This window comes from Streptomyces sp. NPDC059832, assembly GCF_042731715.1.
In the GTDB taxonomy this organism is placed as follows: domain Bacteria; phylum Actinomycetota; class Actinomycetes; order Streptomycetales; family Streptomycetaceae; genus Streptomyces.
Window position 1 is genome coordinate 20,042 of sequence record NZ_JBHWIY010000037.1, and the last position, 20,873, is coordinate 40,914.

At 68.1% G+C, this 20,873-nt stretch carries 21 protein-coding genes and 3 pseudogenes; 12 read left to right on the forward strand and 12 right to left on the reverse strand.

Going from position 1 to position 20,873, the window contains the following annotated elements:
• Window positions 1-15: 15 nt before the first annotated feature.
• On the reverse strand, window positions 16-1,629 hold the full coding sequence (locus tag ACFV8T_RS38250; RefSeq protein ID WP_385336497.1) for an FAD-dependent oxidoreductase: 1,614 nt from the start codon (window positions 1,627-1,629) through the stop codon (window positions 16-18).
• A 386-nt stretch (window positions 1,630-2,015) separates the two neighbouring features.
• On the opposite strand from ACFV8T_RS38250, the gene ACFV8T_RS38255 reads away from it, so the two are divergent.
• Window positions 2,016-2,294: a hypothetical protein gene (locus tag ACFV8T_RS38255; protein WP_385336499.1), complete on the forward strand. Its 279-nt coding sequence runs from the start codon at window positions 2,016-2,018 to the stop codon at window positions 2,292-2,294.
• Window positions 2,295-2,520: 226 nt separating this feature from the next.
• Here ACFV8T_RS38255 and ACFV8T_RS38260 read toward each other — a convergent pair whose 3' ends face one another.
• Window positions 2,521-2,967, reverse strand: coding sequence for a LysR substrate-binding domain-containing protein (locus tag ACFV8T_RS38260; protein ID WP_385336501.1), 447 nt, complete (start codon window positions 2,965-2,967; stop codon window positions 2,521-2,523).
• 1 nt (window position 2,968) lies between these two features.
• On the opposite strand from ACFV8T_RS38260, the gene ACFV8T_RS38265 reads away from it, so the two are divergent.
• Entirely contained in the window at window positions 2,969-3,154 is a 186-nt protein-coding gene (locus ACFV8T_RS38265; protein WP_385336503.1) for a hypothetical protein, read from the forward strand.
• A gap of 185 nt (window positions 3,155-3,339) precedes the next feature.
• On the forward strand, window positions 3,340-3,801 hold the full coding sequence (locus tag ACFV8T_RS38270; protein ID WP_385336505.1) for a cupin domain-containing protein: 462 nt from the start codon (window positions 3,340-3,342) through the stop codon (window positions 3,799-3,801).
• A gap of 272 nt (window positions 3,802-4,073) precedes the next feature.
• Here ACFV8T_RS38270 and ACFV8T_RS38275 read toward each other — a convergent pair whose 3' ends face one another.
• Entirely contained in the window at window positions 4,074-5,732 is a 1,659-nt protein-coding gene (locus ACFV8T_RS38275; RefSeq protein WP_385336507.1) for a PucR family transcriptional regulator, read from the reverse strand.
• A 143-nt stretch (window positions 5,733-5,875) separates the two neighbouring features.
• Here ACFV8T_RS38275 and ACFV8T_RS38280 point away from each other — a divergent pair, with 143 nt between their 5' ends.
• The 5 genes and pseudogenes from ACFV8T_RS38280 to ACFV8T_RS38300 form a co-directional block, all read left to right on the forward strand.
• Complete coding sequence (locus tag ACFV8T_RS38280; protein WP_385336509.1) at window positions 5,876-6,754, forward strand: ABC transporter substrate-binding protein; 879 nt, start codon at window positions 5,876-5,878, stop codon at window positions 6,752-6,754.
• Window positions 6,751-7,698, forward strand: coding sequence for an amino acid ABC transporter permease (locus tag ACFV8T_RS38285; protein WP_385336511.1), 948 nt, complete (start codon window positions 6,751-6,753; stop codon window positions 7,696-7,698). The genes ACFV8T_RS38280 and ACFV8T_RS38285 overlap by 4 nt, the downstream gene beginning before the upstream one ends.
• Window positions 7,695-8,516, forward strand: coding sequence for an amino acid ABC transporter ATP-binding protein (locus tag ACFV8T_RS38290; RefSeq protein WP_385336513.1), 822 nt, complete (start codon window positions 7,695-7,697; stop codon window positions 8,514-8,516). Before ACFV8T_RS38285 ends, ACFV8T_RS38290 begins: the two co-directional genes overlap by 4 nt.
• Window positions 8,513-9,694, forward strand: coding sequence for an alpha-hydroxy acid oxidase (locus tag ACFV8T_RS38295; RefSeq protein ID WP_385336515.1), 1,182 nt, complete (start codon window positions 8,513-8,515; stop codon window positions 9,692-9,694). Before ACFV8T_RS38290 ends, ACFV8T_RS38295 begins: the two co-directional genes overlap by 4 nt.
• 85 nt (window positions 9,695-9,779) lie before the next feature.
• Window positions 9,780-10,166, forward strand: a pseudogene (locus ACFV8T_RS38300) (RidA family protein); the annotation flags it as partial.
• 448 nt (window positions 10,167-10,614) lie between these two features.
• On the opposite strand, the gene ACFV8T_RS38305 reads toward ACFV8T_RS38300, so the two are convergent.
• The 3 genes from ACFV8T_RS38305 to ACFV8T_RS38315 form a co-directional block, all read right to left on the reverse strand.
• Window positions 10,615-11,931, reverse strand: a complete 1,317-nt coding sequence (locus ACFV8T_RS38305; protein ID WP_385336517.1) for an MFS transporter — start codon at window positions 11,929-11,931, stop codon at window positions 10,615-10,617.
• Entirely contained in the window at window positions 11,928-12,548 is a 621-nt protein-coding gene (locus ACFV8T_RS38310) for an ArsR/SmtB family transcription factor (RefSeq protein ID WP_385336519.1), read from the reverse strand. Before ACFV8T_RS38310 ends, ACFV8T_RS38305 begins: the two co-directional genes overlap by 4 nt.
• A gap of 785 nt (window positions 12,549-13,333) precedes the next feature.
• Window positions 13,334-13,987: a TetR/AcrR family transcriptional regulator gene (locus tag ACFV8T_RS38315; protein WP_385336521.1), complete on the reverse strand. Its 654-nt coding sequence runs from the start codon at window positions 13,985-13,987 to the stop codon at window positions 13,334-13,336.
• 245 nt (window positions 13,988-14,232) lie between these two features.
• Between ACFV8T_RS38315 and ACFV8T_RS38320 the strand changes: the two genes are divergently transcribed.
• The 3 genes from ACFV8T_RS38320 (at window position 14,233) to ACFV8T_RS38330 (ending at window position 16,407) form a co-directional block, all read left to right on the forward strand.
• On the forward strand, window positions 14,233-14,856 hold the full coding sequence (locus ACFV8T_RS38320) for an SRPBCC family protein (RefSeq protein ID WP_385336523.1): 624 nt from the start codon (window positions 14,233-14,235) through the stop codon (window positions 14,854-14,856).
• Window positions 14,857-15,088: 232 nt separating this feature from the next.
• Window positions 15,089-15,922, forward strand: coding sequence for a HEAT repeat domain-containing protein (locus ACFV8T_RS38325; protein ID WP_385336525.1), 834 nt, complete (start codon window positions 15,089-15,091; stop codon window positions 15,920-15,922).
• Window positions 15,923-15,999: 77 nt separating this feature from the next.
• Entirely contained in the window at window positions 16,000-16,407 is a 408-nt protein-coding gene (locus ACFV8T_RS38330; RefSeq protein ID WP_385336626.1) for a hypothetical protein, read from the forward strand.
• Here ACFV8T_RS38330 and ACFV8T_RS38335 read toward each other — a convergent pair.
• Window positions 16,340-16,528, reverse strand: a pseudogene (locus ACFV8T_RS38335) (transposase family protein); the annotation flags it as partial. The gene ACFV8T_RS38330 and the pseudogene ACFV8T_RS38335 sit on opposite strands and share 68 nt — an antisense overlap.
• Window positions 16,529-16,579: 51 nt before the next feature.
• On the opposite strand from ACFV8T_RS38335, the gene ACFV8T_RS38340 reads away from it, so the two are divergent.
• On the forward strand, window positions 16,580-17,008 hold the full coding sequence (locus ACFV8T_RS38340) for a hypothetical protein (protein ID WP_385336527.1): 429 nt from the start codon (window positions 16,580-16,582) through the stop codon (window positions 17,006-17,008).
• On the opposite strand, the gene ACFV8T_RS38345 is transcribed toward ACFV8T_RS38340, so the two are convergent.
• From ACFV8T_RS38345 to ACFV8T_RS38365, 5 genes and pseudogenes are all read right to left on the reverse strand, one after another.
• On the reverse strand, window positions 16,951-17,238 hold the full coding sequence (locus ACFV8T_RS38345; RefSeq protein WP_385336529.1) for a hypothetical protein: 288 nt from the start codon (window positions 17,236-17,238) through the stop codon (window positions 16,951-16,953). The two genes, ACFV8T_RS38340 and ACFV8T_RS38345, sit on opposite strands and share 58 nt — an antisense overlap.
• 528 nt (window positions 17,239-17,766) lie before the next feature.
• Window positions 17,767-18,039, reverse strand: coding sequence for a DUF6225 family protein (locus ACFV8T_RS38350; protein WP_385336531.1), 273 nt, complete (start codon window positions 18,037-18,039; stop codon window positions 17,767-17,769).
• Window positions 18,040-18,196: 157 nt separating this feature from the next.
• Window positions 18,197-18,625 (reverse strand): DUF6083 domain-containing protein, encoded by a 429-nt coding sequence (locus ACFV8T_RS38355; RefSeq protein WP_385336534.1) that lies wholly within the window; start codon window positions 18,623-18,625, stop codon window positions 18,197-18,199.
• 1,137 nt (window positions 18,626-19,762) lie between these two features.
• Window positions 19,763-20,047: pseudogene (locus ACFV8T_RS38360) on the reverse strand (transcriptional regulator); the annotation flags it as partial.
• Window positions 20,048-20,097: 50 nt separating this feature from the next.
• Window positions 20,098-20,871, reverse strand: coding sequence for a LuxR C-terminal-related transcriptional regulator (locus ACFV8T_RS38365; protein ID WP_385336537.1), 774 nt, complete (start codon window positions 20,869-20,871; stop codon window positions 20,098-20,100).
• Between the last annotated feature and the right edge of the window lie 2 nt (window positions 20,872-20,873).

Consider the following 20,873-nt stretch of genomic DNA (forward strand, 5'->3'; position numbering starts at 1 on the left):
CGGCTCGGGCATGGGTCACAGGTACGTTCTGCGGACCAAGGTGGCCCGCCGCTCGCTCGGTCCGTGACCGGTCACCACGACGGTGGCGTGAGGGGTGGGCCGGTCCGGAACCTCGGCCGCGACCGGCCATGCGTCGGTGGGCTGGTCGGTGATGCGGAAGGACGGCGGGAAGGGCGCCGCCCGGTCGATCAACCCCGCGTAGAACTCCAGCCACTTGGACTGATTGAAGGCGACTGCGGCGGTGATGCGCCCGTGGTAGCCGTAGACGGCGACGAACCTGCGCTGGGCCACCGATCCCTGGGCGATGACGAGCTGGTCGGCATAGGTCGGAACGCCGACCGACTTGATCTCGGTGCCGAACTGAGTCGACCAGAACTCCGGCAGTGCCAGGTGCGGCCATCGTTCGCCCTCGGCGCTGATCATGTTGTGTGCGGCGATCTGGGCCTGGGCGACGGCGTTGCCCCAGTGCTCCAGGGAGAGGTACTGGTAGTCGTAGACGGGGTGCGGGCAGCGGGCCACGTCGCCCGCGACGAACACATCGTCGGTGACGACGCCGTTGACGTCGACGGCGCGGCATCCCGCATCGCACGCCACACCCCACACACCTGCCGCCAGTCCCGAGCCTTCCAGCCATTCGACGTTGCGGAGGCTGCCGAGCGCGGCCACCACCACATCGACGTCCAGGACGCTGCCGTCGGACAGCCGGGCCTGCCGCAGCCGCCCGGCCCCATCGCCTTCCAGCGCCTCGACCTGAACGCCGCACCTCAGATCGACCCCGTGGTCACGCAGCATCTGCGCCGCGACGCCGCCGATCACCGCGCCCAGCGCCCCGACCAACGGGGTCAGGCCCCGCTCCGTGACCGTCACCGGCACATCCAGCTCGCGGCAGGCGGAGGCGACCTCACAGCCGGTGAAGCCGCCACCGACGACCAGCACCCGGCCGGGTCGTGCTTCCAGCCGCCGCCGCAGCGCTTCCGCGTCGGCCTGGGTGCGCAGCACGAACAACCCGTCGAGCCCGGCCTCGGCCTCATTCGGCCACGGGCGGGCCCGCACCCCGGTGGCTATGAGCAACCGGTCGAACCCCACCCTCTCGCCGCCGGCCAGAACCACCTGCTTGCCGCCCAGGTCGAGCTTCGTGGCCGCGACCCCCAACCGCCAATGTGCGTCGAACTCCTCACGGCGGGGAAGTGCGGTCCGACGCGCATCGATCTGTCCCATGAGAGCCTGCTTGGACAGTGGCGGCCGGTCATAAGGGGGATCAGGCTCGTCCCCGATCATGGTCAGCGAGCCGGTGAAGCCATCCCGGCGCAGCACCAGTCCAGCGCGCAGGCCAGCCAGAGACGCCCCGACAATGACGATTTTGCCGGTCTGCTTGCACGCCGCCTCAGGGCGTGGGGCGGCCACCTGCGCCTCGGGCACGGGCAGCCGGTGCCCGGCGTCCTCACGGTCGAGGAAAATGGCCTGGACCGGGCAGGCCGCCGCTGCTCGCGCGACCTTCTCCCGCTGCGCGGGGTCCGGATCCGGGTCGTACAGCAGCGCCTCGTCCCCGCGCATCGCGAAGACATCCGGAGCGGCAAAAGCACACTGGGCGTATCCCTGGCACCGCGTAAGATCCACCACGATCTCCATGTGGACGCCCCTTCCGACACCCTGCGGGTCGGCTGTTTCGTCCTACGCCCTTGTACGGACGCCATCACGTCTGCTCTTTCAGTGGATCACGGCACACCCTAGACCGCACCCCGCCGCAGACCGGCACTCACGTTCCGTAGTCGTTGCGCACCGAAACCCGAATGTGCGCATCCAGTACGCGTCGACCGCCGACCATGCGCATCAGATCGCGGACCCTGCACAAATCGTGTACGTTCTCGCGCTCCGTTTCCTGCGACAGGCCACTGACCAGTGGCTTCTTACTGTGTCTCACATCTTGTCAGCGGGCTTCCGTCTCACACGGCCTGTGATTTCCACCGGGGCCCGGTGAGGCGGGGAACGCACGCCCACGTGCTGGCACCCGTGGTGTGCTCGGCCGCGATGCGGGCCTGGGCGACCGCCCCACCGCAAAGGCGCTGGCGGTCAACGCGACCGAGGAGGAGGCCAAAGCGACCACGGCCGTTGGGGAGATGTGGAGCAGGGTCGCTGCGACCGCGGCACCACCGGGCATCGCGGTGATCGAGCCCGGCGACCCCCTCGGGCGAGGCACCGAGCGCCGCGTCGAGGCCGTCCGTCATGCCCATGCTGCCTCTTCCCGCAGCCGGAGCGCGACGGCCAGGAAGGCCCGCACGGCAGGCGTCGCCTGATCGTCTCGCCAGACCAGGTCGAAAATCCATGGCGGAGGTGACGTCGGTCAGTTGGAGCGCTGCTGTCAACGGTCCGAGGACTTCTGTCATGGAGGCGGGAACGAAGGTGGAGCTCCTCTCGTCCCCCAGGCTGATGTGGCGCAGTCCGGAAACCGGTCCTCGCGGAAGTCGAACTGCTTGCCCGTCCGGGCAAGCATCGCGGTGAGCTTGTCGTAGTACACAGGGGTCAGGTCACGGGCGTAGAAGCAGAACGTCTGGCCGGCGAGTTCTGCCAGGGCGATGGAGTGCCACCGGGCGAAGGATGGTTCGCGTCGACGACCGCGACGAAGTTTTCCTGGCGCAACGGCCTGCGGCGATATGCGGGCCTGTCGGGGAGGGGGTGGGACAGGGCCACATCCAGTTCGCCGTTCTGCAGAGCGTCGTCGAGTTGGGGCCCCAGCCCTCGCGGGCGACGACTTTCAGATCCGGGTGGGTTTCGCGGACCGCCCGCGGCAGCAGCATGGGCGTCGAGCAGCTTGCCCGAGCGGCCGACGGCGGCCTTCGCGGCCGTGGGCAGCTCCTTCTTCAGCCGCTCCGTACCGGGCCGCGGCAGACACCATCGACAACCTCGCCACCGTCCTCCCCAAGCCCCCGCCGACTCGCTCGCCACCGGCCCCAGGAACACCACCGACACGGTGTTCCTCCGAGCAGTGCCCGCGTGGGAGACCGACGCCCTGTGGCAAGTCCATGTCGCCCTGCAGCATGCACGGGACAAAGAGCCGAACGCCGCCGATCTCGGCGAGCTCCTCCTGGCAGCGGGCGAAGACTGCCACCCGCCCCGGACCGCCGACGACATCGTCGACCTGTGCGTCTCTCGATGATGCGACGAGCGATTGTGCCCGGTGGTGGCATCGGCTTCGAGGTGAGACCACCACCGGGTTGGCTGATCGGATTTCCATGTGCCGAACGTGTGCACTTTGCCGGAACAGCAACAGTAATTGCACGCTCCAGTAAGGAAGTTGCAGTCTGGTTCCGGTCAAAGCAATCGAAACCGAAGGGCTGCACAATGAGTACTCATGAAGGCCCCGGGCCCGCACCGGACTCCGGTCACCACGCGCCGATCAACAACCGCGTCCACCACGTTGCATCTGGCGAACTGGACGGTTACGCCGCTATCAGCGGAGGCACAGTCGGCTCGAAGAAGCTCTGGATGGGCCTGGTGGAGAACCCGCCGCTGAGCTCGACGGACAACCACCATCACGGCGATTCGGAGGCTGGTATCTACGTGGTCAGCGGTCACCCCGTGTTCGTCTACCACGACGGCACACAGGAGGTACGGCTCACCGCCGGCCCAGGCGACTTCTTTCTCGTCCCCCCGTACGTCCCGCACCGAGAGGAGAACCCCGACCCGACTGAGCCCGCAGTCGTCGTGATCGCTCGGACCACCCAAGAGCCGATCAAGGTCTCCGTGCCCGAGCTGTATCAGCTCAAAGAGGCAGACACCCAGTCGAGCCGGTCGACGTCGTAGGGATCGAATCTGCAAGGTCAGTCTTCGTCATCAATGATCAAGCTGCGATGGCGCAGGACGCCCGCTGTCCTGCGCCATCGAACCCGACCGATTGCCACCGAAGACTGACAGACGACGGCTTGTGCCATCGAAGAATAACCGTCCAGGTCAGTGCCCCGAGAACGAGCTGGCGAGACAGTGGCCCAACGGCTCCGTGCTCCAGAACCGGCGACCGCTCCGCGCGCTGGCGGCGGGTGCTGGTTCGCCGCAGGCGGTCTTTGCACGGGAGTGGCTCAACCACCCCAAGGGCGGGGGCGGTCTGTATGCGCGGTGAATTCGGCGAAGCGAAATTGCAGGAGGAGCCAGGCGAAGACGTCGATGTCGTTGAGGTCGAGATCGAAGATCGTCTGCAGCTTGTCGATGCGGTAGCGGACCGAGTTCACGTGGACGTTCAGGGCAGCCGCTGTAGCGGGAATGTTCTTGTTGCTTTCGACATAAGTCTTGAGGGTTTCGAGGTACGCGGAGCCGCGTGCACGGTCCATCTCCCTCATCCGTTCGAGGACTGGGACGCGTAGTCGACTCGTCGAGCGGTGCCAGTCGGCGATCATGGCCAGGTCGAGCTGGGGAAGGTGCTCGTCCATGAGCACGACGGCACCGCTGGGGCGGTGGGTCAGGAGCCCGAGTGCCGTCAGCCGTACCAGGGTGCGCAGGTAGGTGTAGTCGTTGCTGAGCTCGTGAGTGTCGTGGAGTTCACGGCCCACCACGACTGCCAGTGACGGTGCGGTGAGCTCGACACGGCGGAGGAAGTCGTCGAGGTTGTGTTGGAGGGTCGTCCACTCCTGGCTGTGTCGGCCGCTGAAGAGCATGACGAGATGGGAGTCGACTTCCGCCACGATCGCGTTCGGCTGGATGAGGTGCAGCCAGGTCGAGACACGTTGGATGAGCCGGTGAGAGGCGACTTCAGTGGTGTGCGGGGGCGGGTTGGTCGAGGTGAGTATGGCAAGGCGGTACCACTGCTTGTCGGCGATTTCCAACGCGAATGCGCACGCGGACGCCTGCTGAGGGTCGCGTAGGAGGTTGGAGAGCAGGTCGGCTTCCCGCCGCCGTTTGACGTCGACGTAGGAGCGGGCGTGGTGGAGGTGGAGGGAGGCGGCGTCCAGCAGCTCCTCCAGGGCTCGTACGGCGTGGTGGCATTGCTGCGGGTCGGTCACGATGACCCAGATGGTGCCGAGCACTTCGCCGTCGCTGCGGACGGCGGCGGCGACACGTCCGTAGGTCTCGGCGTCGCCAGGGACGAAGACACACCCGGTGCTGGCGTAGATGAGACGGTAGTCGGGGTCGGTCGAGGGTGAATCGACCTCGCTCATCAGGAGGGTGGCCTTGCGGCGCTGCTCGTCGACGGGCTGATCGGCGAGGTTGGAGAAGCCGAGCACCCGGCCCGCAGGGTCGACGATGCTGGTGGCGCCGCCGGCCATGGTGGCCACAGCGTTGGCGAAGGTGAACAGGTCGCCAAGCCGCGCCCCCGCGGCACCGTCGGCCGCGGAGATGGACACGCTGGTCCTGAGGAGCGTCGCCAGCTGCAGCCAATCGCCGGACTGGCGCGCCAGCACAGTGTTGACCTTGTGCAGTTCGCCCAGCGCGCGCAGAGACTCGGGATCGATCGTGGCGGGCTTTGCGATCAATGCGGCGGCTCGGGCCTCGCCGGCTCGGACCAGTAGCTCGGTGAAGGCGGGCCCCTGCGCGGGGAAGCCGACTGCGAGAAGCACCGCGCCCCGCGGGATGAACTTGTCATCGTCGGCCGGTTCGCGAAGCACGATCGACTGCACAAGCGGGTCGTCATCCTGGTGCACCAGCCACAGGTCCGCTCCGACGTTCACGAGCACTTCCGAGAGAGACGCCGGTGGGAAACCATCGGCGGCCGGCACGGTCAGGTCCGGGGTTCCGCTTGCCATGTTTGGAGATTTTATCAGCAGGAAGCCGAATCCTTTGTAGATCGCTCCGTACCGGTGGCTGGTTCGCCCTCCTACGCTGATCCCACGCCGCCCCCTTCGACCGGGGCCTGGCGACCACAATCCCCCTGGCGTAGGAGCCCACGATGACGCCTGTTTCCTTGCGGTACGTCGCCGCCGTCCTCGTCGCGACGTCAGCCACCCTCCTCACGGCGTGCGGCTATGACGCGAGCAAGCCGCCGACGGCCGCGAGCGGCGCCGCGTCGAGCTTGGTCAAACAGGCCGGGGTGCTGCGCGTCGGCACCAACGTGCCGTTTGTGCCGATGGAGTTCTACGCACCGGACGGGGCGACCCTCTCGGGCATCGATATCGACCTGGCCACAGCAGTGGCAGAGCGTCTCGGGCTCAAGGCGAGCTTTTCCAACGCTTCCTGGGACGGCTTGATCCCCGCGTTGAACGCCGGCCGCCACGACATGCTGGCGTCGTCGTTCGGCGATTTCCCCGAGCGTCGGAAGCAGGTCGTCTTCGTCGACATGCTCAAGGGCGGCATCGCCGGCATCGTGCGGGCCGCTGACAAGTCCCAGTACCCGCAGTCCTCCGTGTTGTGCGGCAAGACGGTGGGCGTCGCGAACGGCTCGGCAACCGTAGCCGTGGCGAAGACCATCTCGGCGAGGTGCGTGAAGGACGGCAGCAAGGCGGTCTCCGCTCAGGTCTTTCCCACCGACAGGGAAGCCACGGTGGCGATCCGGAGCGGGCGTGTGGACGTGGCCCTGGTCGACCGCGTCGTGGCACAGCACCTGGCCGGCAGCCAACCCCGGCACTATGCCGAAGTCCTCGACAACATCTCGCCGGACTTCCTCTACGGCTTCGCGGTCAACAAGAACAATCCGGCACTGGCTCAGGCAATCGCCAAGGCACTCGACTCCCTCATCGCCGACGGCACCTACGCCGAGATCTGCGCGAAGTACGGGATCACCGGCAGCACCCTGATCACCAGAGCCACCATCGACGGAGGCAAGCAGTGATCAACTCCACCCTCACGGAACTGAACACCCATCAGGACGAGCTGCGTACCATCGCACGACGCCACCCCTGGCGCTGGGTCTCGGCACTCCTCGCCCTGACGGCCGGCACCGCGATCGTGTGGGCCTTCGCAAGCTCACCCAACCTCCAGTGGGGCGAGGTCGGTTCCTATCTGACCGCCCGATCCATCATCGACGGCATCGGCCTCACCATCCTGCTCACGCTGGTGGCACAGGGCATGGGCATCGTCGGCGGCATCATCCTCGCCGTCATGCGAAGGTCGAGCAACCCCGTCCTCAAGATGATCAGCGGACTCTACCTGTGGATCTTCCGCGGGACACCGGTGCTCATCCAGATCATCTTCTGGTACAACCTCGCTCTGATCTTCCCCGCCGTCGCACTGCACATTCCGTTCACCTCGATCGGCTTCAGCGTCGCGACCAACTCACTCATCACGCCGGTGGCCGCGGCCATCATCGCGCTCGGCCTCAACGAGGCCGCGTACATGGTCGAGATCGTGCGAGGCGGCCTCATCTCCGTCGAACAAGGACAGAGCGAGGCGGCAGCCACCATCGGTATGACCGGCGGCCAGGCCATGCGCTATGTGATCCTCCCGCAGGCCCTCCGCACGATCGTTCCGCCGACCGGCAACGAACTGATCAACATGCTCAAGAACACCTCGCTCGTCAGCGTCATCGCCGCCCGCGAACTACTCACCGCATCCCAGCAGATATACGGGGTCAACTACCTGGTCATCGAGTTGCTCATCGTCGCCAGCATCTGGTACCTGGCCCTGTCGACCGTCGCCACCCTCGCGCAGACCTGCCTGGAACGCCGCCTACAGGTCGTACTCCGGGTCCGGCCGCAGCCATGGACCACACGCACCGCGAACCACCTCGCCTCCTTGCGGTCCGCCGCCAACCTCACCTCGGACGGTAAGTCATGACAGCCATGCTCGAGATACGGAACGTCAAGAAGAACTACGGCCCGGCCGCCGTCCTGCGCGGTGCCTCACTCGACGTCCAGCGCGGCGAGGTCGTCAGCATCCTGGGCTCCTCCGGAGCGGGCAAATCGACCCTGATGCGCTGTGTGAATCATCTCGAACCGGTGGACGCCGGAACCATCAGCGTCGACGGTCAACTCGTCGGCTACGACCGGCGAGGCAACCACCTGCACGAGGTCAAGGAGTCGGCCCTGTGCCGACAGCGTCGGGACATCGGCATGGTGTTCCAGCACTTCAACCTCTTCGGCCATCTGACCGCCCTGGACAACGTCACCCTCGGCCCGCGCAAAGTCCTCGGAAGGCCACGCGACGGAGTCGAGAAAGAAGCACGGGACCTGCTCGCGCAGGTCGGCCTCGCCCAGCACGCGGACTCCTACCCACGCCAGCTCTCCGGCGGGCAGCAACAGCGCGTAGCGATCGCCCGAGCCATGGCCATGCACCCCAAGCTCATGCTCTTCGACGAGCCCACCTCGGCCCTCGACCCCCACCTGGTCGGCGAAGTCCTCCGCGTGATCCGTCAGCTCGCCGACAGCGGCATGACGATGGTGATCGTCACCCACGAGGTGCGGTTCGCCCTCGACGTCTCCGACCGCATCGTGCTCATGGACAGCGGCACGGTCGCCTACGACGCCCGCCCTCAGGAATGGCTGACCTCGGCACATCCGCTGGTCACCACCTTTATGAGCCACTTCAAGGCATCCCTGACCGCCCAGGACACCACCACATCCATCGGTTCCGACGACAGGAGCACCACATCATGAGCGCACCCGTCAACATCAACGACTTCCGCCGCGTCGCCCGGCGCCGCCTGCCGCGGATCGTCTTCGACTACCTCGAAGGCGGCGCACTCGACGAGATCACGCTGCGGAGCAACATCACCGACCTCGCCGCGCTGCACCTGCGACAGTCCATCATGAGCGATGTCTCCGGCATCGACCTCAGCACGACCGTCCTGGGACAGACCCTGAGGACGCCGGTACTGATCTCACCGATGGGCCTGCTGTCGCTTTTCCACCGCGACGCCGACATCGCACTCGCGCGAGCGGCCCGTAACGCGGGAACCGTCTTCGTGCACAGCGCCTGGTCCGGCACGCCGCTGAAGAAGGTGGCGGCCGCAGCTCCGGGCTCCGTCTGGTGCCAGGCCGCGATCTGGCCGGACCAGCGACTGGTCGACAAGCATCTCGACCGCGCCGAGGAGGCCGACATCCCGGTGCTTGTCCTCGCCGGCGACGTCGCCGTGTCCAGCAAGCGCGAACGCGACCTCCACAACGGCTTCACGATGCAGGCGCGCCCCTCGCCGCGGAGTGTGCTGAACGCCGCGACGAAGCCGCGGTGGGTCGCCAACTTCCTGTTCGGCCCCAGGATCACGTTCGGAGATCAGAGCATCGACGGCCGGGCGATGAACCTGCGCGAAATGGGCGAGTTCATGCACGACGACAATGACGCAGTGACCTGGGACGACGTGATACGGATCCGCAAGCGCTGGCGAGGAAAACTCGCCGTCAAGGGTGTGATGAGCGCACAGGACGCACGCCGGGCCGTCGACGCCGGCGCGGACGCGATCTTCGTCTCCAACCACGGCGGCCGACAGTTCGACGCACAGCCCTCAACGGTCAACGCACTCGCCGGGATCGCGCAGGCCGTCGACGGCCAGGCCGAGGTGTTGGTCGACAGCGGCATCCGACGCGGCAGTGACCTTGTCAAGATGCGGGCCCTCGGCGCGACCGCCGGCCTGATCGGCCGGCCGGCCGTCTACGGACTCGTCCACTCCGGCGAAGCCGGCGTCGCCGCTGTGCTCGACATCCTGCGCGACGAGACGGCCACAGCCCTCGCCTTCACCGGCAACACCACCCTGAGCAACCTGAACGCCTCGACCCTGGCGCCCAGGACCCAAAACGACGCCTACCCGTGCACCAGGCACACGCTCCACACGCCCTGAATGCCAGCGCCCAACGACGACGGTCCGTCGGACCCGACACCGCGACAAGACTCCGCACCACCCGTACTGATACGAACGGAACACCATGAGTCCTGGCACCATCAGCCGCACTGGGGCCGGAGCAGTTGAGTCCGAAGACGCTCTGTCCGCCGATGCCACCGGCTTCGGCGGCCTGGTGTGCACCACCCAGATTCCGGACCGCGAAGACGGCTCGATCGAACTGGGCGACATGCGGGAGCAGACCAGGCAGACGTTCACCAACCTGGCCAACGCGCTCCGACGGGCGAACAGCGACCTGAGCCGGCTGCTGCACCTGACGATCTATCTCACCGACATCGAGGACCGCGACATCTTCAACGAGGTCTACGCCGAGGTCGTACCACGGCCTTATCCGGCGCGGTGTTGCGTCGCAGTCGCCGCACTCGCCATCGAGGGATTGCGCGTAGAAGTGACCGCTCTCGCCGCCCAGGCGCACAGGGCCGCAGCCGCCTACGAGGACAATTCGGCCTCGGCAACATCGCCGACGCGAGAGTGCACCAGCTCTTCGGTGGCCAAGCCCGCCACGTCGCAGCCGGCCGGGCCCTGATGCATCTGCCCGAGGAGTTCTTGCTCGACGGACCGACGCCCGGCGTCCCAGTGCGGCCTCACACCGAGAAGGCGGTTCGTGAAGTTGCGGGTGATCGAGCCCGACAGGGCGAGGACCTCGGACGGCGGGCGAGGGCGCAGTGGTTCGGACGGGAGGAGTCGGTGCCCGCGCAGCAGTTGGCTCCTGCAGAACGTCCTGGGTCTGGAACCGGCTGGGGAGGGCGAGCAGGCTCGGGATGTGGCTCGACGACATCCGCAAACGAGCCACGCCCAGCGTTCCACGTCGTCCAGATCGCCCTCCTCGGCCCGCATCCGGGCAGGCCCATGACCGGCGGTCAATGAGGTACTGGTCGATTGTCGTCATCCGCGTCGCCCACCGTGTCCACAGTGTTGTTCGGGGCCAGGGAGCGGATGCGGGGTATCGGTGAAGGCAGTAGCCAGAGCAGTGACAGGGCTCCTCCGGCAGCGGCGATGAGGAGGGTCGACCTCAGGCCGATGAGAGTGGCGAGCAAGCCGCCGACGATGGCACCGACGGGACGCACGCCGTAATTGATCGTGCCGTACGCACCCGCGACACGACTGCGCATGCGATCGGGGATCACGGCGGCCTGAAGGGAGTTGAGGTTGACGTCGAACATCATGACGCCGAAGCCGGAGAGGAACTCGGCCGCGGCCAACGCCCCTGCGCGGAGCCAGGGAGGGCCATCCGCGGCGGCGGCGATGGCGATCGGCGCTGGGAACAGCACGGCGCCCACGACGATGCTGCGTCCCACACCGAACCGTCGCGAGATCACGGGAGCGGACACCGCACCGAGCAGGGCACCGGTCGCACCGGCCCCGAGCGCGATGCCGATCACCCCCGCGGACAGTCCGAGGCTCCGACTGGCGAACAGCACGATCAGCCCACTGCCCGCGACGAAGGTGAAGAAGTTTACGGTGGCCGCGCAACCGAGACCGGCCCGCAGTACCGGGTGACGGACGACGAACGCCAGGCCCTCCCTGGCACGCCGCAGCAGTGAGGCTGCGGCTGCGCCGGTGGCGGCTGCCGGCTGTTCCTCGACCGAGACCCGGCCGATCAGGACCGCTGACGCCAGAAAAGTCAGGGCATCCACGACGATGGCGACGGGTGCGGTGAGCGCCTGGACCAGAGCGCCGCCGATCGCAGGGCCGGCGACATAGGAAGCCGAACGGCTGGCGCTGAGCTTGCTGTTCGCATCGACATAGGAAGCACGCGGTACGAGTCGTACGAAGAACGGCGGATAGGCGGTGTTGAACAGCACCCCGGCGGCGCCCGTCAGCAACGCCACGGCATACAGGTGCGTGAGCGTCACCACCCCCAGCATGTAGGCCGCCGGCAGGCTCAGCAGCACTGCGGCGCGCAGGAGGTCGGCGAGGATCATCAGACGGCGTTTACGTGCCTGGTGATCGACCCAGGCCCCCAGGAAGATCGCGAGCAGGTTGGGGGTCCAGATGAGCGCGGTCAGCCATGCCACCTGGCTGGCCGAAGCGTTCAGCGCGCTGATCGCGATCAGGGGCAGGGCCAGCTCGGTGATCCGGTCGCCGAACTGTGAGACCGAATTGCCGGCCCAGAAGCAGGCGAACCGCCGATCGCGCCACAGCGATATCGCAGGGGACCGGTCCAGGCCGTTCATGATGTCTGCCCTGTCTGCTTCTCGCCCTGTTCCCCGCCACCTTCCGGCAGGACATAGCGCATCAGCCGGACGCCACGACTGTCGGCGGGCCGGTCGGCCGGGTCCCGGGTGACGTACGGCGCGAGAACGCGCTCGATCTCGTCCTGGATGACGGCGAGTTCCTCAGCGGAGACCATGACGCGGGTATGGGCCAGACCGGCCTGCCTGCGCCATGCCGGATCGAGTCCGGGCTCGACCTCGGCAGCCCAGCGACTCGGGAGGTCTGCGTAGCGCAGGAACATCTGCCGCGAGAGTTCGCGCGCGGCCGACCGGCCCTCCTCGTCCGTCGGGTCCTGCGACTCCTCGAACCGGAAGCCGCGTGCCACTGCCTCCCACCGCCGGCGTCGGCGGTCCGGTCCGGGCTCGCTGTCACGGACCAGCCCGAAGGTCGCCAGGTGGCGCAGATGCCAACTGGTCACCGACGGCGTGGCTCCCACATCCGGTGCGAGCTCGGTCGCGGTGGCCGGTCCGTTCCGGTGCAGATGGTCGAGGATCGCCAGCCGCACCGGATGCGCCAACGCCCGCATCGCTTGCGGATCGGTGATCTCGATATCGCCCATGCGGTTACTGGAGTTCATGACGTGAGAGCATCCTCTCACAATTCGTGAGAGTCAACTCTCAGATCTGCAGCGTCACGCAGCTCCTAGTTACACGTCCATGCCATGCGGACAGCACGCAGGCCGCGGTGGCGAGTGGCGGGCTACGCCGAAATGGCGGGTCCTACCCTCGCCGACTGCACCTGCTCATCGGCCCGCCACGGGACGGATACCCCAGAAAACAGCCCTCCTCGACCAGGCAGAACGCCTGCGCCGACTACGGATCGAACGGGACAACCCGCCCCTGCGACGCATCCGCACCCGAGCGAAACAACTGTTCGGCGAGGGGGTGCCACTGAAGGGGTGCCACCGCCCATCGCCACGCAGAACGACGCCTTCAACCGCCGGTACGTGAGCATGGACAAGCTGATCACCCTCGTCCCCGTCCTCGCCCGCGTCCGCGTCCGCGTCCGCGCAGTGATGCCCTGGGACACCCAGGGCCGCCACATCGGCTGCCACAGGTTTCTCCGGCTTCGGCCCGGCCGTCACAGACCGGGCACAGTCAGCCCGAGCCGCCCACCGGTGGTGACCACGACGGGTGCCGGACCGACCTCCGGACCGCCCTGTAGTCGTCGACAGCGCCAACGGTCCACCGACCAGCACCGGCTTCTCCCGACATAGCCACAAGCACCTGGACGCCGTCGCCACCGAACTCAACAGCCGACCGTGGACAACGCTTCGGCCGGGAATCCCCAGCCGAGCGTCTGCCTGTACTTCTCATGGCGTGATCCATGGGCCGCAGCTGCGCGCGGCGCGAGTTGCCGACGTCAAGCCCGCTGTGTGAGCAGGTCATCGAGTTCGGCTGCGAAGAGCAGGGCGGGGTCGAGGCCCATTCCCGTGAAGTGACCGGCGAGTTCCAGGGACAGGACGCCATGCAGACGGGTCCAGAAGGTCAGGGCCCGGTTAAGGGCCGCGGGCGGGGCGGGGTGACCACCTGCCCAGTCCCGGTGTTCTTCCAGGTGAGCGCCGAACGGTGTCGCGGGACCGTCCGGGGCGAGGGCCGCACAGGCGTCGAGCAGGGTGGCCATGATCTGGGAGGAGATCCTGGTGGTGTCTTCGGGGGCGTGATAGCCGGGCACGGGGGTGCCGTAGATGAGGAAGTAGCGCTGGGGGTCCTCCAGGGCCCAGTCGCGCAGGGCGTGCGCCAGCCCGGTCACGTCAGCGCCGGCGGCGAAGGCCGCGCGGAAGGTGTCGGCGAGACTTTGGTACGCGTCCCGGATGAGCTCGGTGATCAGCTCGTCGCGACCGGCGAAGTAGCGGTAGAGCGCGGGGCCGCTCACGCCCATCTGTTTGGCGACCGCGTTGAGGGAGAGCGCGGGCACTCCTGCCGCGGCGATCTGCCCCCAGGCGTGTTCCTTGATCTCCGCGCGGACCTGGGCACGGTACCGCTCCCGCGGCGTCTTCGGATCCGACTCCCCCACGGCCTGCCACCTTCCCCGCTCTCCCTGCTACATCTTCAAGGTTTCGTTAGAAGCTATCACGCAAGGCCTTGACCCTCCATCACATCGCTAGTTATAACTTCTAACGAACGCGCAAGCTTCTAGCTCGTTCGGAGTGTGCCGTGTGGCCGTCCCGCTCGCCGCCCCGTCCGACGACAAACATCCGCCTGACAGTCAGGGCGCACTCGACAGACAGCTCCCACCCGGCAACCGACAAGGGGAATACCATGCCCGGCATCCGCACCGTCCTGTTCACCGTCCCGCTCGCCCTCGCCGTCCTCGGCACCGCTGCCGCACCCGCCGGAGCCGCCTACCACCACCACCCCAGCACGTCCCTCACCTGCCACGGGGAAGGTGTCGATCCCGACGCGCGTGTCCGCTACAGGACCGAGACCTTGATCCACGCGCCGTTGCGTACCGTCTGGAAGCTGCAGACGGACGTGGCGCGCTGGCCGTCCTGGCAGGCCTCCGTCAAGACTGCGGAACGCCTCGATCACGGCCCCTTCCGGAAGGGCTCGGCGTTCCGGTGGATGACCCCGATACCCCCCAACCCCGCGACTCCGGCGACCGAGCTGGAGATCACCTCGACCGTCGAGCAGCTCAGGCCCAACTCCTGCATCCGCTGGACCGGCCCCGCTATCGGTGAGGGACTGCGCATCGATGGTGTCCATGTATGGAACTTCACTGCGGTCAAGGGCGGCGTCCGCGTGAGCACCGAGGAAACCCACACCGGTGCCCAGGTCGACGCGGATGTGCCCACCGCGACGGAGATTCTCCGCCAGGGCCTCGAAGCATGGCTGCACGAACTGAAGACCGCCGCCGAGGCCCGCACCGACGACCGGCGGAACTGAACGAGTGAAGAACTACAGGCCTCCCGGGCCCATGCCCCGGGAGGCCTGCCGGGTTCCACTTCGACGCGAGGAAGTCCTTGACCCCCGCGGCGGCTTCACCCGGCGGCTCGACACCCGGGAAGTGCCTCCCGCCATTGAACCGCGTGCAGCTTCGCCCGGGGCACGGCCGTCTGACAGCCTGTCCGCGCAACCCGGTGAGTCGGTGTCAGTGCTGCCCTTCATAGTGCTGTTCATGCTCAACAGACTTGACAGTATCGACTGGTCGTCGATGAGCCATGCGTACGGCCCGGCCATCGATGTTCCGGTGTGGCTGAGGGAGATGGGCTCGGCCGACCCCGATATCCGGGAGAAGGCGTTCAGCGGCTTTTGCAGCGCGGCCCATCATCAGGGGGCCGTGTATACGTGCACCACCGCGAGCCTGCCGTTCCTGTTCGACATGGCGGACGCGCCTGCGGCTCCCGGCCGTGTCTCGGTCATCGGGCTGCTGCTCAGCATCGGACGCGAAGCCATGAACCGCTGCGACGGCATCTGCTTCGGCCCGGACGACACCGAGCTGGCTTCCTACGCGGACAGCGTGGCGGTGATGCGGGAACACGCCGACGACTTCGTCCGCTACGCGGCGGACCCGGATCCGCTGGTGCGGCGGGCGGCGATCGAGAGCCTGGGCCTGTTCCTCGACGACGGCGACCGCGCAGTGGAGATCCTGCGCGGCCGGCTGCTTGCCGGGAGCGGGATCCAGGAACGGCTGCTGGTCATCCGGACGATGGCCGACCTGCGCTCCGGCTGCCGACCGCGCGGACGGCCGCCACCGCCCGGCTCGACACCTTGGCCGACGACACTGCGGCGGGCCCCGACATCCGGCTCGCTGCCCTCGTCCACCGGGCCCGCTGCGCCCCGCAGGGCATCGGAGACGATGTCGTACCGACCGCGATCGACCTGCTCCGTGAGATCACCCCCGCGCCCAAGAGCGGGACCGGCGACGCCGAATGCCGGTCCGGTTCCGGCGGGTGCGCGTGCGCTCCTGCTGCCGAACCCGCAACAGCCCAGGACGTCCCGCCGCAGATAGCCGCCGCATTCGACGACCTCGACCGGCGCAACCGTGTCCACGCACCGACCACGTCCCTGCTGCGCACCTTCCACACGGTGCTCGACGCCCGGGTACCCGAACGCACCGGGCGTACACGTAACCATGACGAGCACCAGGAGGACCGGCAGGCCCTGGCTGATGCCCGCAGTGCCGTGCGAGAGCTGCGGGGCACAGCCCGTCGTGAGACCTGGCAGGCACGGACCGAGAGGAAGCGGGCCGAGTGGGCCTACCGGCGCCGGGTCCGCCGGGCGGAGTCCGAACTGGAGCAACTGCACACACCGCACCGCGGAGCCCTCATCAGGCAGCCGGCCGAGATCGCCCTGCACGAAAGCTCGGTCCTCATCACCGACGGCAGACTTCAACTGGCCGACATGCAGGTGAAGTTCGAACACGCCAAATCCACGGACGTCTCGTATGTGCACCCGCTGGCTCGATCGCCAGGAGTGGCCGCAGCCGCTGGATGACCCGGCATACGGTGACCGGGGAGCAGCCGAACAGCGGCGCGAGCTTCCGCATCGTGAGGTTCGTCCGGTGGTAGACGGCCACCGGCAGCACCGGGTCCGCCAGCGGAGGGCACCACGGCCTTCTGCGACACGCTTTAGGCTTTTCCTTGATTCGAACGGGAGGGGCAGGAGCATGGCGATTTGGGGACTGGTCATCGAGACGACCGTGGGACTCGGGGAGCGCAAGCACGCGGAGGCGTACGTGCTGACGCACGTGGAGGGTACGCGCGAAGAGGCTCTGGTGGAGCTGGAGCGGCGTGCCCGGGGACATACTCCGGAGCACCCCAGAAGTCCGAAGCGCCGTCGGCTCTTCCGGGAAAGCGACGGCTTCCTTCTGGTGATCGACGGCGCCTGGCAGTCCTTCAGCACGCGGTTCACAGTGGCGGAACTGCTGGACGACAGCGCCGCACCGGCCCCGCCGTCGGCAGAGGCGGCCCCACCGGAGGCTGAACCGGATCCGGCGGACGCGGTGCCGCCTCCGCCCTCGACGCCGCCCGTGGAACGCTATGCGGACGGAGTGCCGATGCGGCCGACCTGGTGGGGCCGCACCGACCTTCCATGACGGCTGATGCACCCCGCATCGGGAGCGAGGTCTTCCAGCTCCAGGAGGTGGACCAGGACCGCGGCGTCGTCCCGGCGCAGACCGTAGCCCGCGGCAACCTTCAGGCCGTAGCTGAAGCGCCTCTCCAGTGACGGGAGCCTGCTGGCATCGGCCCGGTCGGCGAGGCGCAGTCCCTCGAAGGCATCCCCAACGGTCATCTCGACGGACGCGGCATGCAGTTCGGTGTTCATCGGTCCGAATACCGTGCGGCTGGCCGCAACACTTCGCGGCGCCCCGCCGAGCAGCCGCCCTGAGCCCGCTGGAAGCCGTCGCTGAGGCGTAACGCATGGCCTCCGGCGACTGTCGGCGCTCTACCCGGCCTGCGGCTGCCGCTGCCGAGAGCCGCCCCGGCGGACGTCCTTCCCCCGAGGGCACCGCCGGGCTCCGCCACGTCCGGCACCCATGTGTGTCCCGGTCAGGCCGCCTCCTCGTCCGGGTGGAATTCGCTGAAGTCCACGTCCACCGCGTCTCGTAGGCGTCGGGAGTGGCGGCGAGTTCGTGGGTGGAGCACTCCCCGAAGCGCTTGACGTGCTCGGTCAGGTACTGGGGAGACCTGGGCCAGTTCTGCCGGCTCCACGTTCCGGCCCTCGGCCTGTAGCCGGCGCACCGCGTGGGCGATGCCGACGGTGTTGTGGAAGGTCACTCAGTTCACCACCAGAGCGGAGAACTTCACGTCCTTCTCCTGGTCGGCCGGCCGGCCCGCTCGTCGACCAGCCGCTTCAGTCGAGGATGCTGTACTCGCCGGCTGTCCAGTCGGCGAACAAGGTGATCGCATTCTCCGTCTCGGCGCGCTCGGGTGTGGTGGGGGTGGCCGGCCACCAGTTCTCGACGTGGTGGGCGTCAACGAGGACGGATTCCCGGTACCCGTCGAAGTCACCGGGGTCGTCGGCGACACCGATGTGGATGGGTGTGTCGTCGGGCAGGTCCTTGATGGCTTCGCGGAGCTGTGCCGCGTTCCATACATGCGGGGCGTGGTCAAAGGTGTCGGCCATGGGCACAGGATGCAGGACCAGGCTCGGAGTCCTGGCGACGACACGGCAGTACCCCGGGCCAGAACGCTGATCCGGGGTACAGGGGGCCGGGGTGAAGGACGCATCACCGGAGGTGAACGAACCCAGCCGCGCCACACAGCACCGGCTGAACCTGTGGTCAGCCGGTGCCGGAGAGGCCCTGGTCCTCAGGGAGGTTGAACAGGCGCTGTGCCCGTCGTTCGTTCTCCTGTCGGAGCGCGGTGGTCCAAGGCCAGGGGTCTTCGGGCTGGAGGTAGGGGCAGACCGTGCGGTGCGCGATCCGGCACTGGGTACCGGGGAGAGGTTCGGCGTCCCACAGGTTCATGGCGGCTCCGTCCGGGGTGATGATCCAGCGCCGACGCGGGGGCACGGTGTGGGCGGGGACGATGATGCGGGGTTCGAGGAGAACCCAGTGGCCTTCGTAGTGGGTGGAATAGCGGTCCTGCGGCAGGTCGCAGAACGGGCAGTCCGGTGGGGTGGGCGGTCGTGGAGCGATAGCGCCTTCCAGGAGGGCGTGGAACGCGTTGTCGGTACTGTACGGACCTGATGTGCTTTCGGTGTCCCCCATGGTTCTCAGGGTCCGGACGGGCCATCAGGGCGGGTAAGGCACAATCCAGCCGTGCCGGATGGGGCACAGCGGGATCACTGTGTTGTGGAGCGCCTTGCGAGGCGCACGTCGGCGCAGGGGTTTCGCGGCGTCAGGCTGAACCGGCGTACGCAACGGCCAGCGCGGTGAGCGTGTGGGTGTCGTGGCCGAGAAGGATGACGGCGGTGACACGTCCTCGGGCAACGGTACGGATGATGCCGTCGTCCTGCCCGTACGGCTCGGAATGGGCAAGCGGGCTCTCGGCCGGTCACGGAGGCCACGCGGTGATCGTGCCATGAGCACGCATGGGAAGACCGGACCGCAGGTCTCCGCACCTGCGGAGGTGATCCCCGGATCGAACAGGGTTACGCTGCCGCACTCATCGACACCCTGATTCGCATCGCCGATGCGATCGAAGTCCCGCTCGCCGACCGCATAGGCGAGTAGTGCCCGCCCGGACCCCTGCCGCCGACAGCCTCGGGTACGGGCGGGAGATCAGAACCGCCGTTCGCGCGGGTACGGTGTCGGCGAGGGGGCAGGCAGCGAGCACAGCTGTCTGCGCAGGTGGATTGTGACGCCGAGGCCGGTCGCGCCGGGCAGTTCGCACAAGTTCGACTCCTCAGGCGTCATGGGCTGCTGGCAGCGCTCCCACATCGCCGACGGGCCTCCCGCCAGGTGCGGGTGAGGCGGACTGCTGTGGCGAATGCGGCTCTTGTACGGCAGGCGGCACGGGTGACGGTGTGGCCGAGGAGCACGCGGTATGCGGCATCTGACGCCGGCTTCTTCAGGGTGATCGCTGGTGGGCGTTCCAGCAGGTTCAGCAGCATCGGCGGAACCAGTGGGCTGCCGTTCCGTGGGCGGGTGTCGACCGGGCGGGGCCCGAGGTCGTGCGCCGCTCCGGTGGACGGCGGGGTGCCGCACCAGACACAATGCGCGCCGCATTGCTGCGCATCGGACAGGGACGCCGGATCCGCCACAGTGACCTCAGCAGTGGCCACGACCGGCTCCCTGGCCGGTGGGAGGAACGCAGCCGCAGGAGACGATCGACCGCTGCTGGGTCTGGCCCGGCAGGACGACGAATCCAGCCGGCACGCAACGGCGAGTAACAGCACCGCAGTGCGCCACCTTGAGGCTCTCGAACGCATCCGCCCGGAGCCCGGACCAGTCCTGCGCGCGGGCCGGCTCGATGCAGAAACCGCTGCGGCGCTCGGCCGGCAGATCAGTGGGCGGCTTCCACTCGGTAGCCACGCGCAGCGCGCGGTCGACGTGGTCGCGGCCAGGGCTGGCGGCGACGGACACTTCGTGGATCCGGACCGAGTCCGGGCCGAACGCGGTGCCCGGACAGACGCCCTCGCGCGCGACTTGATCGCCGAGCTGTCGGGCGTGCTTCAGGTGGATGTCTGCGCCGCAGGAACACACCCGCGGTCCAAGCCTTCTGCGCCCCCGGGCCCGCGTCAGCAGGAGGGTTCGATTCCCCAGGCGGCGGCTCGGGCGGCGGCAGCCGCACGGTTGGGGAGGTCGAGCTTGGCGAGGATGTGCTCGATGTGGGTCCCTACGGTGCGCGGCGTGATGTGCAGCCGCGCGGCGATCTCCCGGTTGGTACGGCCGACGGTCAGTTCGGCCAGCACCTGGAGCTCCCGTGGCGAGAGTCCGCCAGGCCGCCGCTCATCCACGGCGGGGACGGCTGTGGTGATCTCTCCGGGTGGCGGGCCCGCGCAGGGGCCGACGGCTGCGGCGAGGGCCTCGGTGAGCAGGGTGACCACGGCGCGCGCCGGATCGGACGTGCGCCGCGGCCTGCGGGTGCTGACGTTCAGCATGCCGACGTACCGGCCGTCGGCGGCGAAAAGGCACTGGGCCACGCCGTCCTCGATGCCGAGCGGACACAACACCTCCTGGAAGCCCGGGGACGCAGCCAGGAGGTGCCAGGGGACGTCCCTGAGCCAGAGACCGCCTCGGGCCGGGCTGCGGAGCACGGAAAACATCGGATCGTGGTGGAGACGGGTCTCGATGTAGGCCGTGGCTTCGTCCGGGTAGCTCCCGGCCAGGGTGGTGTGGCGCCGGCGCAGCGGGTCCCACCGGGTCAGGGAAGCGTGGTCGTACTCCATCACCTCCGAGAGCGCCGCCAGGACCGTGTCGACGCCGGTCACGCCGCTCGTGGCGCTCCTGGCGGCCTCGCGGACGTGGACGGCCGCGTCCAGGATGTCCGCCGTACTCTGCTCCGCTGTCATCG